A 13,371-nucleotide genomic window follows, 5' to 3' on the forward strand; every position below is an offset into this window, starting at 1 on the left:
AAACATGGCGACAAAAACACAGTAAAATAGCCTTGACATTGGTGTACAGCATTGATATAATATCACCGTAACATATGTAACAATTCTGTAACAATTACAAAAGATAAGAAAACATAAAGGAGGGAGTTTATGGATTCTATTCTTAGAAAGGGATTGTTCCTAGTTACTATTACAGGAGCTATAGCATCTTTTCCTGTCACAGCATCGGCTGCAGATACGGATGCTTCAGGAATAATGCCGAGCGTTGGAATTGAGGAGGTACTGAATGATTGCTATACTTCACAAAATGATATAGAAGTAGAAGACTATCTCGTACCTACACGTAAGGGTGAGTATTTAGATATGGCGTTTGCCAATGTTCAGTCATTTCTTTATATAAGGAGTGAACCAACGAAAGAAAGTGAGTGGGTAGGTAAGTTATATCCTGATTATGCGGCCAAAGTCATAGGTCCGGTGGGAGAATGGACGAAGATCCAGTCCGGTTCTGTTACAGGCTATGTATACTCTGAGTACATTATAATAGGAAATAACGCAGAGCAGAAGGCACAGGAAATGGTGCAGAGCTCGGAGGCCGAGGCCCCAGAAGAGGCATTTACTTACGCGGAATCAAAAGAGGAAGAGGAGGCAAGGCTGGCCCAGGAAGCAGCAGAAGCAGCAGCTAAAGCGGAAGAAGAGGCTCAGGCGAAAGCCGGAACGGGACAGGCTGTTGTAGATTATGCATGTCAGTTCATCGGAAACCCGTACGTATGGGGTGGTACAAGCCTCACAAACGGTGCCGACTGCTCCGGGTTCGTACAGTCGGTATATGCCCACTTCGGAGTCAGCCTGCCAAGGACGACATGGGATATGGAAAATGTCGGAACGCCTGTCAGCTATGACCAGGCCATCCCGGGAGATATCATACTCTATGACGGACATGTGGGAATCTACATGGGAGACGGACAGATTGTGAATGCGATCAACAGTGCCAGAGGAATCGGCATCCTGCCGGCCACTTACACGAACATTCTTACTGTAAGACGACTAATTTAGATAGATACAAAAGCATAGGAAAAGCCCCGCGGCAGAGAGGGGCTTTTTCTTTTGAGGACAAGATTAACCTATAAATTCCGACATGGAAATTACTGGAAATGGAGGTTTTTGTCGACTGGGTGTACAATTTACACAAAAATGTAAAAAATAGGGAAATAATGTAAAAAGGACTTATCCAAGTTATCCACATCAAAACAAGTGAAAAAGGTGGAAAAAGTGCAGTTTTTCAAAATTTATCCACATTATCCACATAAAAAGATAGTATTTTGGTGGATTACTCAAGGCAAATAAAAGAACAGACGTTTTGTGAAGTTATAATAAAAATTATATTTTGTCGAAAAAAAGTGAAAAAGATGTTGACATTTGAGAAGTCAAATTTTAGGAATTAATTGACGGAAAATGTTTACACAATGATAAAATGCGTATATAATGGAGACACTTAGAGAGAAAAGGAGGCGTCATGATGGCAAAAGTCAGTAAAGATATGACTATTGGGGAAATCCTCAGCATCAACCCGGATGTTGCACCAATACTCATGGAAATCGGAATGCATTGTCTTGGCTGCCCGTCCGCGCAGGGAGAGTCTCTGGCTGAGGCGGCTATGGTTCATGGCATAGATGCAGACTTATTAGAAGAGAAGATTAATGCGTTTTTGAATGCTTAATGAGACAACGCATATAAAAAGTGCTCCGGGACAAGCCGGGGCGCTTTTTTTTCGAACAAAAAGGATAGCGGTCGTATTACATATCCCCTTGGAAAAGACACCGCCCGGCAGCTGGAAAACCAGATGACGGGCGGCAGACTTCGTTATTAAATTACAGCAAGCTTCTGTACTGCATCGGCAGATATCAGAATCTCACAATGTTCTTCCAGAAACGCCAGCGTTGCACCGGAAGCCTTTTCCAAAGAGCCATATTCCGACAGCATATTACATATGCGGTTAAAATCATTCGTCTTATGGTCTGATTGTGTCAGAGCCAGAATGTATACGTCTTCGCCATGGTCTTTGTACAGGGTGTTGGAACCGTTGTACATGCCGCTAAGCAGGCGCGCAGCCTGAATGACACTGTCCATTGTTGCAAATGAGAATAAGCGGAGGCTTGTTTTCTGGACTTCTTTTGTATCTTCGCCGGAGTTCTCCTCCTGTGTGCCAATCTTCTCTTTTACCTTGCCAAGCAGATCTAAGAGCGTCTCGGCGCCATCCAGTTTGTCAGGGGCCTCATTTTTCTTTGAATCCCAGTCACCACCCGGAGATGGTGAAAATTTTGAAAATCGGGTATCGAGTTCCTCAGGGTCCTCGACTTTAGTAATTATCAGCACGATAGAATCGGAAGAAGCAGGTATAGCCTCAATCATTAAAGGTATATCCTCTGCCTCAAATCCAAATTCAAAGGCTGCCTGTTGCATCATATCATGGAAAAGTGACTTAGCTTTCTCGGTTCCATAGGCAAGCTCACTCAATTGAAGCTGGCGGGCTGCCAGATCGGCACGCGTTAAAGTACAGCGTATCTGATTGTCATTGAGTTTTTCAATCTTCATATTCATCACTTCCTTCTAATTTAGTATAGCATAGAAAACGCGGGATGTTCAATAAAATAAGTATAAAATAAAAAAGTGCTTGCGTTTGCAAAATCAATCATATATAATGACGATACTAGAAGATAGTTTTCCCTGATAGCTACGTTCTTAGAACAAAGGAGGGAGACTTTTTTAAGTATTTACAAATAATTCTCAATGTAAGCTCTATTTAAGAATCTATCAACAGCAAATCAGATAAGTTACATTGCCGGTTCAGGCAGACATTTCACAAACAACCAGAATAGAACTGATTCAGACAATCACGAGGAACAATTTAATTTTAACAAAATGCAGAACTATCTTCTATTTTTTACGCAGCGGGTCCGCATATACGGCCTATGTATCACGAAGCATTTCCTCTGGCCGCGTATTAACAGTATATGCGCATACAGCCGTAGCTATCATCGCAATGTTATCGGAGGATACGAAGAGATGAAAAATGAGATTTATAAATATCTATATCATGAGCTTGCAGATTATGAGAAGGAAGGTGTCAGCCTGTCTATGGAAGGCGATCCCGCCAGTCCGATGCAGATTGTAGAAGCTCATATGATAAGGGAAGATATCGCGTATATGAGAGATTATGTACTGAACGAGGAAGGGGACATTAAAGAAGTATGCTTTCATCACGTTGAGCTGCAGGAGGAAACCGCAGCCGTAGATACCCCTCAAAATAATAAGAAAATGTCGAAATAGTTAATGACGAGTGTCGCAATTATTGCTATAATAGGGTCTAGTAGGAGGTGCAGCATGGATGAAAGACAAAGAAGAAGCCGCACAGCTTCGGACCGGTCTGGGAGTACAGAACATCCGGACAGGCAGCGGGCCCAGAGGAGCGAGACAGCGAGAGGGCAGGACATAAGAGGACAGAGCTCCAGGCCTCAGGGGGCGAGGAGCCAGTCGGGAAGAAGCCAGGCTTCGAGGAATCCTAACAGAAGACCGCAGACGGGAAGACCGGCCAACAGAAGGCCGGCAGCCAGAAGACCGCAGACAAAGAGACGGAGACGGAGAAACCTGGGCATACGGATATGCCTTACCGTTATTTTAATAATAGCAGCGATAGCAGCAGTATTTTTGTGGAAGAGGTACAGCCCTTCCAAAGAAAAGGCTAATTTGGATAAATATTATGGAATAGAACAAGAAGGACAGCTGGCTATTGTAGTCAATAACGAAGTGGTGGCGCCAAAAGGCATGATTGCAGACGGCAAAGCCTATATCCAGTATGAGATTGTCCGTGACTATATCAACAGCAGATTCTACTGGGACCCTAACGAGAATATACTCCTTTACACGCTGCCGAAGGATATGGTATCGGTAGAAGTGGGAAGCAAGGATTATACTGTCTCCAAAGATAAGAACAGCGAAGACTACGTCATATTAAAAACAGAAGGAAGCACGGCTTATATAGCCCTGGACTTTGTCCAGCAGTATACCAATATCGACTATGAAGTGTATGATAATCCTGAACGTGTCGTCATTGTCGGCGACTGGGGCGAACATACGGTAGCTGAAGTCAAGAAAGACACACAAGTAAGATATCAGGGCGGAGTCAAAAGCCCGGTCCTTACTGAGATGAAAAAGGGTGAGAATGTCACTGTCGTAGAAAACGAAGATAACTGGAAAAAAGTCCGTACGAAAAACGGATTTATCGGTTATGTGAAAAACAGTGCGCTCAAAGACGCTGAGAAGAAGAACGTAACGAGAAAGTTTGAAGAACAGGAATTCACGAACATTTCCAAGGACTACACAATCAACATGGCATGGCACAACGTGACCAACAGTGACGCCAACAGCAGCGTGCTGCAGAAGATTGCAGAGAGCAAGGGTCTGACGACAATTGCGCCGACATGGTTCCATGTGAAGGATACGGATGGAAATATGGATTCTATAGCTTCGACAGATTACGTCAACTACGCACATCAGGCGAACATAGAAGTCTGGGCGACGATACGGGATTTTGACGGCGGCATCAACTCTTATGACGAAAGCTATGCTTTGCTGAGCTATACGTCCAAGCGGGAAACGTTGATCAACCAGCTTGTTGCGGAGGCGCTTCAGTCCAATATCGATGGAATCAATGTGGATTTTGAAAAGATATCCGAAGAATGTGGGGAACACTATATACAGTTTATCCGCGAGCTCTCCGTACGCTGCAGGCAGAACGGGCTCGTGCTTTCAGTGGACAACTATGTACCGAAGGGCTTCAATATGCAGTATGACCGCAAGGAGCAGGGAATCGTGGCAGATTATGTCGTAATCATGGGTTATGATGAGCATTACGCCGGTTCACCGGAAGCGGGCTCGGTGGCGTCTTATGACTTTGTGAAAGAAGGGATAACAGAGACGCTGAAAGAAGTGCCTGCAGACAAGGTAATAAGCGGTATTCCGTTCTTTACAAGGCTCTGGGAGGAGACTCCGAAGACAGAGGAGGAGCTTGCCAGCCAGAAAGGCACAGAAGAAGGCGAGTATGCCATGAAGGTCGAAAGCAAAGCTTATGGAATGACAGAAGCCAAAGAAGTCGTAACGCAAGCTGGTGCAGAGATTACATGGGATGATACAGCTAAGCAGAATTATGCCAGATGGGAAAGCGAAGGCGTGACATACGAAATCTGGCTGGAAGATGAAAAATCGCTGGAGACGAAGCTGGAACTTATGAAGCAGAACAAGCTTGCAGGCACCGCCGCATGGGCGCTAGGTTTGGAAGATCCGAACGTATGGCAGCTGATACTGAAGTATGTAAATTAAAATTGCAATGTAACAGGAGATTTACAGACGATTTTCCTGTCACATAAAAATAAAATACCTCGGTCAGTCATATATTTAACCAATATAGACTGACAGGAGGTATTTTATTGCGCAAAAAAGTAGAGTTTCTTCTTCTCGTGCTGCTGCTTGCAGGACTTATAACGGTCAGCAGAAATATCGGAAAATATGTATCGGGAGACAAGGTGGAGAAAGGGAAACAGGTGGTAGTGGTCGACTCCGGCCACGGTGGGAATGATCCCGGCAAGATAGGAGTAAATGATGCGAATGAAAAAGATATAAACCTGGCTATAGCCAAAAAAGTAGAAAAAAGACTAAAGAAAAACGGAATCGAGGTCGTCATGACCCGTAAAGACGACACGACACTGGCAAAAGAGGGGGACTCTAACAAAAAAGTTCAGGATATGAAGGCAAGGGTACAGCTGATTAACGAGACTAAGCCCGCCATGGTAGTAAGCATCCACCAGAACAGCTATCAGGATGCGGATATCCGGGGGGCCCAGGTATTCTACTACAGCCATTCCGAGGATGGCAAAAACACGGCAGAGCTGATGCAGAAGGCACTGCTTGCAGTAGATAAAGACAACACGAGGCAGGCGAAGGCCAATGATACATATTATCTGCTAAAGAGGACAGAGGTTCCCACAATTATCGTGGAATGCGGGTTCCTGAGCAATCCGGATGAGGCTTCGAAGCTCGTTACGGAAGAATACCAGGATAAGCTGGCTGACGCGATTGTACAAGGAATCCAAACTTGTCTGTCACAGTAGAGTGTAGTATAATTATCTTCATGAGGACAAAAATAATAAAAATTGATAAAAACCAAATGAATAAAAGTATGATTCAGGAAGCCGGGGATATTCTAAAAAAAGGCGGACTGGTAGCATTTCCTACGGAAACAGTCTATGGACTTGGAGCAGATGCGCTCAACGAAGAGGCAGCGGAAAAAATCTATGCGGCGAAGGGCCGCCCGTCGGATAACCCTCTCATCGTCCACATAACCCATATGGAAGCGCTTGACAAGATTGCCAGAGATATTCCGCCGGCGGCGGTAAAGATTGCCGGTAAGTATTGGCCCGGCCCGCTGACGATGATATTCCGGAAAAAGGATATCGTGCCTTATGGGACGACAGGCGGTCTTGAAACGGTGGCAGTACGGATGCCGAGCCATGAGATAGCAAAGGAAGTGATTGATGCAGGCGGCGGCTTTATCGCTGCGCCTAGCGCAAATACCTCCGGGCGGCCGAGCCCTACGACGGCGCAGCATGTGGAAGAGGACATGGATGGAAGGATAGAGATGATAGTGGACGGCGGCCCTGTCGAGATAGGGGTGGAATCTACCATTCTCGATATGACCGTAGAGCCTCCCATGATACTGCGTCCGGGGGCTGTCACAGAAGAGATGCTCAGGGAGCTGGTAGGTACGGTAGCAGTAGACCATACACTCATAACAGCTGACAGCAGCAAGGCACCAAAAGCGCCGGGAATGAAATACCGGCACTATGCCCCCGATGCGGAGCTCGTCATTATAGAAGGCCCGGTTGAAAAAGTGGCGGAAGAGATTAACAGACTTGCGGGCACCAGGCAGGCAGAAGGATATAAGGTCGGCATCATCGGCACAGAAGAGTCAGTTTCGGCCTATACGTCGGGTGATATCAAGAGCATAGGAACAAGAGAGGACGAAACCACCATTGCCAGCCGTCTGTACGCGGTTCTGCGGGAATTTGACGATGACGGGGTGGACTATATCTATAGCGAATCATTTGCCACAGGGGGAATCGGAAGCGCTATCATGAACAGGCTTCTGAAGGCCGCCGGGCATCATGTGATAAATATTCAATGACGAATGAGGAGGAAAGCAACATGTCAAATGTACAGGTGATGGACCACCCGCTGATTCAGCACAAAATAAGCTATATACGCAGAGAGGATGTGGGCTCCCGCGACTTCCGTGCCGTTGTCGGAGAGATTGCGGCGCTGATGTGCTATGAGGCCACGAGAGACTTGAAACTGAAAGACGTGAAAATTAAGACACCAATCTGTGAGATGACAGGCAAAGAGCTGAGCGGAAAGAAAATGGCGGTTGTTCCGATTCTGCGGGCGGGCATCGGTATGGTGGATGGCATACTGAACATGATACCGGCCGCTAAAGTAGGGCACATCGGCCTTTACCGCGACCCGCAGACGTTCGAACCGGTGGAGTATTACTGCAAGCTTCCGGCGGACTGTGATGAGCGGGAAGTGTTTGTAGTGGATCCGATGCTAGCGACAGGAGGCTCCAGCGTAGCTGCGATACGGATGCTGAAGGATAAGGGCGTGAAGAATATCCGCTTTATGTGTATTATCGCGGCCCCCGAAGGTGTGGAGCGTATGACAAGGGAACATCCGGACGTAGACTTATATATCGGTGCGCTGGACGACCATCTGAACGAACAGAAATACATCGTACCTGGTCTTGGAGATGCAGGAGACCGTATATTCGGCACAAAATAAAACGTATGCGATACGAGGAGGATAAGCCGTATGGGAGACAAAAGAAAAGACTATATCAGCTGGGATGAATATTTCATGGGAGTGGCCATGCTCTCCGGCATGCGTTCCAAGGATCCGAATACCCAGGTCGGATGCTGTATTGTGAGCCAGGACAATAAGATTCTGTCCATGGGTTACAATGGGCTGCCCATCGGCTGCTCTGACGATGAATTTCCCTGGGACAGGGAAGGAGAAGACCCGCTTGAGACAAAATACGTATACACGGTCCACAGCGAGCTGAACGCCATACTCAACTACCGGGGCGGCAGTCTGGAAGGCGCAAAGCTATATGTGTCCCTGTTCCCGTGCAACGAATGTGCAAAGGCGATTATACAGAGCGGAATCAAAGAAGTCATATTTGACTGCAATAAATACGAAGGCACCGCACCAGTAAAAGCGTCCATGCGCATGTTCGACGCCGCCGGAGTCCGGTATCATCAATACCACAGGACAGACCGGGAAGTGACAATAAAATTATAAAAACGCTATAGGGGAAAAGACAGCCCGGTACCGATTGATATTCAAAAAGGTACAGGGCTGTCTTCATTTTGGTACACCATAAAGTTGAATTTGGGACGTAACCCTTTTGAAAAAGATCACGTCCCAAATTGACAAATTAAATCATTTTTGCCTGCCGCAGGAGAAAGCGGTAACGTTTCCATGCTGCGTTGCCTTTGTAGATATAGCAGTCAATCAGGTCCGGATCGGAAGCGTTCTGGAAATTCTCGTACGCATCTTCAATCTCCTGTCTTGCCTGGGCGATTTCTTCCACAAGAGTATTGCTGTCGGGGTCAAAGGATAGTCGTTTGTAGACATTTTCCTCTGCGCCCTTCCCTCGTTGAAAAAGTTTCATAGGTCACCTCCAACATAAGGTTTTATGTCCTCTTTTTACCTAGTATAGACATTATTTGAGAATAAAATACCATCTTGGCGGATATATATGAAAACAAGAGAAGGAAAAAAGGGGCTTTTGACATGCAAGAAGAAAGGCCGCATTTTGTCGTTAATTTTATCATACGGGCAATTCTTGGAATCGCTATCATATTTTTTGTAAATGAGTTTCTTTCAGGCAAGGGGATTTCTCTTCATGTGGGAATGAATCCGGTGACGTTTTTGACATCCGGAGTCCTTGGTATTCCTGGGGTTGCGCTCCTTTACGGCATCACCTTTTACCAAAATTTGTAAGGATTGCACAAAGTTTAAGTATTTTTAGAAAAGAGATGGACAAGAGAAGAAAGTACAGTTATAATCGTCCTACAAGTCAAATCTGATGGCTTGTATCTGATTGTTTTAGTTCTGGTTGATAGATTCAAATTATTTATACCTGTTGGACAGCTTATTTCAACAGGTCATGTAATTCAAAGCCGTTTCGGCAAAGAATTTCTTAAAGAGAAATGAAAACAGGGAGGTATTGGTGGGCAGCAAGCGTTTGGTAATCTGCGACCCTGAAGAAGGATATGCATCCGCACTCGCATCGTATTTCATGAAGAGAAAGGAACTTGCTTTTCAAGTATATATATGTAGAAGTCTTCAAAAAGTCCAGAAGATGCAGGAAAAAGAACATATCGATTATCTAATCATCTCGGCAGATTGCAATCCCGAAGAAAGAGGCCGTATAGCGGCGGACAGAAAATTTATACTGACGGTAAGCGGACAGGAACGAATGGAAAAAGATGAGATACCGGTATTGAAATATCAGCCGGGGGAAGCAATTCTGACAGAGATTATCCGTTGCTGTGGCTCGGATGTACAAACCGGAGAACTATATTTCCGGACTGCAAAAAGAGCCAAGGGCACATTGATAGGGGTATTTTCGCCGGTGCACAGGATAGGGAAGACAAGCTATGCAATTGAACTCGGACAAAGGCTTGCCTTAAAGTCGGACGTATTATATGTAAACATGGAGTTATATGGCGGCATAGGAGGGCTCTTTGAGGAGAATCCAAGCTACACGCTAGCAGATGTTCTGTATTATTCCAGGCAGGAGAGTAAGAATCTTCCGCTCGTGCTGTCGACGATGACCGGACGTATGAGGAATCTCGATTACTTAAACCCGATGCCCGTATCTAACGATGTGAAAGAAGTCGCACCGCAGGAGTGGACAGGCCTTATCCGGCAGATTGTGGAAAACAGTATCTATGAGACAGTTATTCTTGATGTAGACGAAGGGCTGCGGGGAGTATATGATATACTGCGGCTCTGCACGGAAGTACATATGCCGGCAGCTGAAGATGATGTGAGCTGTGCCAAGGTACGGCAGTTTGAAGCAGAGCTTCAGCTGCTCGGCTATGAAGATGTATTACAGAAACTGAACAGAAAGGAACAGAAGGGATGATACAGGCAGAGCAGTTACATGCCAGAATAATGGAAGAACTGGATATGACGAAAGAGATAGAAGACGAGGAACTTACCGATCTTATCCATAGAGTACTTCAGGAAGCCTGCATGCAGGAATACATCACACTGAGAGAGCGGACCGCGTTAGGCAAAGAACTATTCAATGCGTTCCGCAAGCTGGATCTGCTCCAGGAGCTGCTGGAAGACGAAAGCATTACCGAAATTATGATAAATGGAACGAAGAACATATTTATCGAACAGGATGGGAGGCTGTCCCTGACAGATAAACGCTTTACATCCAGAGATAAGCTGGAGGACGTAGTGCAGCAGATCGTGTCGGGTGCCAACAGGGTAGTCAACGAGGCATCCCCCATCGTGGATGCAAGGCTGCCGGACGGGGCGCGGGTCAATGTAGTGCTCGCGCCGGTGGCCCTTGACGGACCGATAGTCACAATCCGTAAGTTTCCAAAGGATACGATTACGATGGAGCAGCTTATCGCATGGAATTCTGTCAGCCGCGATGCGGCAGACTTTCTCACACTTCTCACCGCCGCAAAGTACAACATCTTCATCAGTGGCGGAACCGGTTCAGGTAAGACAACCTTCTTAAACGCACTGTCACAATACATTCCCGGAGACGAAAGAATTATAACAATCGAAGATAATGCAGAGCTGAAAATAATGGATATACCTAATCTGGTGCGTTTGGAAGCGCGTAACGCAAATGTGGAAGGCACTGGGGAGATTACAATCCGCAATCTTATAAAAGCAGCGCTCCGCATGCGGCCGGACAGAATTATCGTTGGAGAGGTCCGTTCAGCCGAGGCCATAGACATGCTGCAGGCGCTCAACACCGGACATGACGGAAGCCTCAGTACAGGGCATGCCAACAGTCCAAAAGATATGCTGAGCCGTCTGGAAACTATGGTGCTCATGGGAATGGACCTCCCACTTCCGGCCATACAAAGACAGATAGCTTCGGGAGTGGATATTATTGTTCATCTTGGAAGGCTGAGGGATAAAAGTAGAAAAGTGCTCGAGATTGTGGAAGTGCTCGATTATCAGGGAGGTGAGATAATGCTTAGCCCGTTGTTCGGATTTGAAGAGACGGGAGTGACAGAGGGAAGCATACAGGGTGAGTGGAGGAAGATTCATGAAATTACACACAAAGACAAGCTGCTGGCAGCAGGATATTAGACCGGCAGAGTATGTGCAGGGAACTTTGAAGAGTACGCTGCTGACAGTGGTGACGGCCTGGCTTTACTATCGCTCTGTATTCGCCGTCCCGCTGCTGGCCCCGGTATGGCTATGGCATTACAGCATATGGAAGAGGGCATGTCTGAGGAAAAAAATTGGCAGTTTCCAGCTTCAGTTCAAGGATGCCATTCAATCCTTATCGTCGGCGCTCAGCACAGGCTATTCCGTAGAAAATGCATGGAAAGAGACAGAGAAGGAGTTGAAGCTTTTATACAGTGACGATGACAGAATACGGAAGGAGCTCCACATCATCGTATCCCAGATAAGGATTAACGTTCCCATGGAGCAGATTATGGGAGACTTTACGGAGCGGGTGCGGCAAGAAGATGTGCGGAACTTTGCGGCAGTATTTACCGCGGCAAGGAAGAGCGGCGGCGATATGGTTGCCATCATTCAGAATACAGCCGGTCAGATAGGCGATAAGATAGAAGTGAAAAGGGAGATAGACACCATTCTGGCGTCCAAGGAATACGAGTTCAAAGTGATGTCCGCTGTCCCGTATGTCATTATCGGATATATGTCGTTAAGCTTTCCCGAATTCATGGGAGCTTTATATGGAAATGTAATAGGAACAGGGGTGATGACGATATGCCTGGCAGCATATATAGGAGCCTGCTGTCTTGGACAAAAGATAATAAGTATAGAAGTCTGACTGTTTTCGCTGTCATCTTGCTGCTTGCTTCAGGAATTGTGCTTCTCATATTAGACGGAAAGGCATATGCCACTGAGACAGACGGGACGATAGCAAGAAACCAGTATGGCAAGGGCGGTAAGACGGAGGATTTGGAAATTGGAATCCAGGGAGGCAGGGACAGGATACCTATACAATTAGAAGTACAAGAGCAGCAGTATAGCACAAAGGAGATAAAAAAAGTATTCGACCGGGCCATCAGCCAGATGGAGCGGCGGATTCTCGGCACCAATCAAAGTCTGGACCATATCGAAGAAGATATGGAGCTGATTCAGGAGATACCAGAGGAACCAATAGCGGTGGAATGGGAGCTTGACAGATATGATGTCATGAATATATACGGCGAGTTACAGCACGATGCTCTCGACAAAAAAGGGACCATTATAAATATGAAAGCCGTTCTTACATATAAGGTAAACCCTCAGAACCAGGCCCTGTACCAGTGTACTGCGATAATCTACCCGAAAGAGTTAAAAGGCGTCGCCGGTTTTGCAGAAAAAGTAAGAGTTGCGGCAGAGCAGATAGAGAAAGATACAAGGACGGAAAAGAAACTGAATCTGCCAGATACGGTAGACGATAAGGCAGTATCATATTACCGGGGTATGAATATGAGAGGAGCCGTAGTGGCCATAATGGCGGCGCTCGTAGCGATTCTGCTATACGCGCGGGAAAAGCAGAATGGATTTAAAAAGGAGAAAGAAAAGAGGCTTCAGATGCTGCTGGACTATCCCGAGCTGGCGAATAAGTTTACATTGCTTCTCGGAGCTGGACTGACAGTGAGGAATACATGGAAAAAGATGGTGAGCGATTATGAGGAGCAGATAGAAGAGTGGGGCATCCGGTACGCCTATGAAGAAATGAAGGTTACGCTGAACGAGATGCAGAGCGGAATTACAGAGGCCGAGAGTTATGAAGGGTTTGGAAGGCGCTGTAAAGTGCAGGAATATGTAAAGTTTGGAGCGCTCTTGTCACAAAATCTCAGAAAAGGGACAAAAGGTCTCGTACAGCTGCTCAGGATGGATGCCCTTCAGGCATTTGAAGAACGAAAGACAAGAGCCAAAAGGCTTGGTGAAGAGGCCGGGACAAAGCTGCTGCTGCCGATGTTCCTCATGCTTACGGTAGTGCTTATCATTGTTGTCGTCCCGGCATTTTTATCTATGCAGATGTAGAAAGGAGAATGA

15 protein-coding genes are annotated in these 13,371 nt (G+C 46.3%); 13 read left to right on the forward strand and 2 right to left on the reverse strand.

What is annotated here, in order from left to right:
- The first annotated feature begins 129 nt into the window (after positions 1 to 129).
- Together HMPREF0980_RS06885 and HMPREF0980_RS06890 are read left to right on the forward strand one after the other, a co-directional pair.
- A complete protein-coding gene (locus HMPREF0980_RS06885; protein ID WP_049728432.1) occupies positions 130 to 1,032 on the forward strand; it encodes a C40 family peptidase in 903 nt (300 codons plus the stop codon).
- A 460-nt stretch (positions 1,033 to 1,492) separates the two neighbouring features.
- Positions 1,493 to 1,696 (forward strand): DUF1858 domain-containing protein, encoded by a 204-nt coding sequence (locus HMPREF0980_RS06890; RefSeq protein WP_006443542.1) that lies wholly within the window; start codon positions 1,493 to 1,495, stop codon positions 1,694 to 1,696.
- 146 nt (positions 1,697 to 1,842) lie between these two features.
- Here HMPREF0980_RS06890 and HMPREF0980_RS06895 read toward each other — a convergent pair whose 3' ends face one another.
- Positions 1,843 to 2,571, reverse strand: coding sequence for an adaptor protein MecA (locus HMPREF0980_RS06895; RefSeq protein ID WP_049728433.1), 729 nt, complete (start codon positions 2,569 to 2,571; stop codon positions 1,843 to 1,845).
- A 471-nt stretch (positions 2,572 to 3,042) separates the two neighbouring features.
- Between HMPREF0980_RS06895 and HMPREF0980_RS06900 the strand changes: the two genes are divergently transcribed.
- The 6 genes from HMPREF0980_RS06900 (at position 3,043) to HMPREF0980_RS06925 (ending at position 8,385) form a co-directional block, all read left to right on the forward strand.
- On the forward strand, positions 3,043 to 3,306 hold the full coding sequence (locus tag HMPREF0980_RS06900) for a hypothetical protein (protein ID WP_049728434.1): 264 nt from the start codon (positions 3,043 to 3,045) through the stop codon (positions 3,304 to 3,306).
- Positions 3,307 to 3,360: 54 nt separating this feature from the next.
- On the forward strand, positions 3,361 to 5,355 hold the full coding sequence (locus HMPREF0980_RS06905) for a glycosyl hydrolase family 18 protein (protein ID WP_084002686.1): 1,995 nt from the start codon (positions 3,361 to 3,363) through the stop codon (positions 5,353 to 5,355).
- A 107-nt stretch (positions 5,356 to 5,462) separates the two neighbouring features.
- Complete coding sequence (locus tag HMPREF0980_RS06910) at positions 5,463 to 6,143, forward strand: N-acetylmuramoyl-L-alanine amidase family protein (RefSeq protein ID WP_049728435.1); 681 nt, start codon at positions 5,463 to 5,465, stop codon at positions 6,141 to 6,143.
- A 20-nt stretch (positions 6,144 to 6,163) separates the two neighbouring features.
- A complete protein-coding gene (locus HMPREF0980_RS06915; protein ID WP_049729147.1) occupies positions 6,164 to 7,216 on the forward strand; it encodes an L-threonylcarbamoyladenylate synthase in 1,053 nt (350 codons plus the stop codon).
- A gap of 20 nt (positions 7,217 to 7,236) precedes the next feature.
- Entirely contained in the window at positions 7,237 to 7,866 is a 630-nt protein-coding gene (gene upp, locus HMPREF0980_RS06920; RefSeq protein WP_049728436.1) for a uracil phosphoribosyltransferase, read from the forward strand.
- A gap of 30 nt (positions 7,867 to 7,896) precedes the next feature.
- Positions 7,897 to 8,385 carry a deoxycytidylate deaminase gene (locus HMPREF0980_RS06925; RefSeq protein WP_049728437.1) on the forward strand — a complete coding sequence of 163 codons (489 nt, stop codon included), beginning with the start codon at positions 7,897 to 7,899 and terminating at the stop codon, positions 8,383 to 8,385.
- Between the two features lie 136 nt (positions 8,386 to 8,521).
- On the opposite strand, the gene HMPREF0980_RS06930 is transcribed toward HMPREF0980_RS06925, so the two are convergent.
- Positions 8,522 to 8,758, reverse strand: a complete 237-nt coding sequence (locus tag HMPREF0980_RS06930) for a YaaL family protein (RefSeq protein ID WP_049728438.1) — start codon at positions 8,756 to 8,758, stop codon at positions 8,522 to 8,524.
- A 122-nt stretch (positions 8,759 to 8,880) separates the two neighbouring features.
- On the opposite strand from HMPREF0980_RS06930, the gene HMPREF0980_RS06935 reads away from it, so the two are divergent.
- The 5 genes from HMPREF0980_RS06935 to HMPREF0980_RS06955 all read left to right on the forward strand — a co-directional run bounded on the left by HMPREF0980_RS06935 (position 8,881) and on the right by HMPREF0980_RS06955 (position 13,359).
- Positions 8,881 to 9,090, forward strand: coding sequence for a pro-sigmaK processing inhibitor BofA family protein (locus HMPREF0980_RS06935; protein ID WP_049729148.1), 210 nt, complete (start codon positions 8,881 to 8,883; stop codon positions 9,088 to 9,090).
- A 229-nt stretch (positions 9,091 to 9,319) separates the two neighbouring features.
- Positions 9,320 to 10,240 carry a P-loop NTPase family protein gene (locus HMPREF0980_RS06940; RefSeq protein WP_049728439.1) on the forward strand — a complete coding sequence of 307 codons (921 nt, stop codon included), beginning with the start codon at positions 9,320 to 9,322 and terminating at the stop codon, positions 10,238 to 10,240.
- Entirely contained in the window at positions 10,237 to 11,439 is a 1,203-nt protein-coding gene (locus HMPREF0980_RS06945; protein ID WP_049728440.1) for a TadA family conjugal transfer-associated ATPase, read from the forward strand. Before HMPREF0980_RS06940 ends, HMPREF0980_RS06945 begins: the two co-directional genes overlap by 4 nt.
- The gene (locus HMPREF0980_RS06950) at positions 11,396 to 12,151 is read left to right on the forward strand and encodes a type II secretion system F family protein (RefSeq protein WP_084002687.1); all 756 of its coding nucleotides are present in this window, start codon (positions 11,396 to 11,398) and stop codon (positions 12,149 to 12,151) included. The genes HMPREF0980_RS06945 and HMPREF0980_RS06950 overlap by 44 nt, the downstream gene beginning before the upstream one ends.
- The gene (locus HMPREF0980_RS06955; protein ID WP_242847354.1) at positions 12,088 to 13,359 is read left to right on the forward strand and encodes a hypothetical protein; all 1,272 of its coding nucleotides are present in this window, start codon (positions 12,088 to 12,090) and stop codon (positions 13,357 to 13,359) included. The genes HMPREF0980_RS06950 and HMPREF0980_RS06955 overlap by 64 nt, the downstream gene beginning before the upstream one ends.
- Positions 13,360 to 13,371 lie beyond the last annotated feature (12 nt).

The organism is Dorea sp. D27 (assembly GCF_001185345.1).
Lineage (GTDB): Bacteria > Bacillota > Clostridia > Lachnospirales > Lachnospiraceae > Extibacter.

Coding starts and splice junctions, on each gene's coding strand:
- HMPREF0980_RS06900 (WP_049728434.1), top strand. CDS start 3,043: ATGAAAAATGAGATTTATAAATATCTATATCATGAGCTTGCAGATTAT.
- HMPREF0980_RS06945 (WP_049728440.1), top strand. CDS start 10,237: ATGATACAGGCAGAGCAGTTACATGCCAGAATAATGGAAGAACTGGAT.
- HMPREF0980_RS06895 (WP_049728433.1), bottom strand. CDS start 2,571: ATGAAGATTGAAAAACTCAATGACAATCAGATACGCTGTACTTTAACG.
- HMPREF0980_RS06905 (WP_084002686.1), top strand. CDS start 3,361: ATGGATGAAAGACAAAGAAGAAGCCGCACAGCTTCGGACCGGTCTGGG.
- HMPREF0980_RS06925 (WP_049728437.1), top strand. CDS start 7,897: ATGGGAGACAAAAGAAAAGACTATATCAGCTGGGATGAATATTTCATG.
- HMPREF0980_RS06950 (WP_084002687.1), top strand. CDS start 11,396: ATGAAATTACACACAAAGACAAGCTGCTGGCAGCAGGATATTAGACCG.
- HMPREF0980_RS06935 (WP_049729148.1), top strand. CDS start 8,881: ATGCAAGAAGAAAGGCCGCATTTTGTCGTTAATTTTATCATACGGGCA.
- HMPREF0980_RS06915 (WP_049729147.1), top strand. CDS start 6,164: ATGAGGACAAAAATAATAAAAATTGATAAAAACCAAATGAATAAAAGT.
- upp (WP_049728436.1), top strand. CDS start 7,237: ATGTCAAATGTACAGGTGATGGACCACCCGCTGATTCAGCACAAAATA.
- HMPREF0980_RS06930 (WP_049728438.1), bottom strand. CDS start 8,758: ATGAAACTTTTTCAACGAGGGAAGGGCGCAGAGGAAAATGTCTACAAA.
- HMPREF0980_RS06885 (WP_049728432.1), top strand. CDS start 130: ATGGATTCTATTCTTAGAAAGGGATTGTTCCTAGTTACTATTACAGGA.
- HMPREF0980_RS06890 (WP_006443542.1), top strand. CDS start 1,493: ATGATGGCAAAAGTCAGTAAAGATATGACTATTGGGGAAATCCTCAGC.
- HMPREF0980_RS06955 (WP_242847354.1), top strand. CDS start 12,088: ATGCCTGGCAGCATATATAGGAGCCTGCTGTCTTGGACAAAAGATAAT.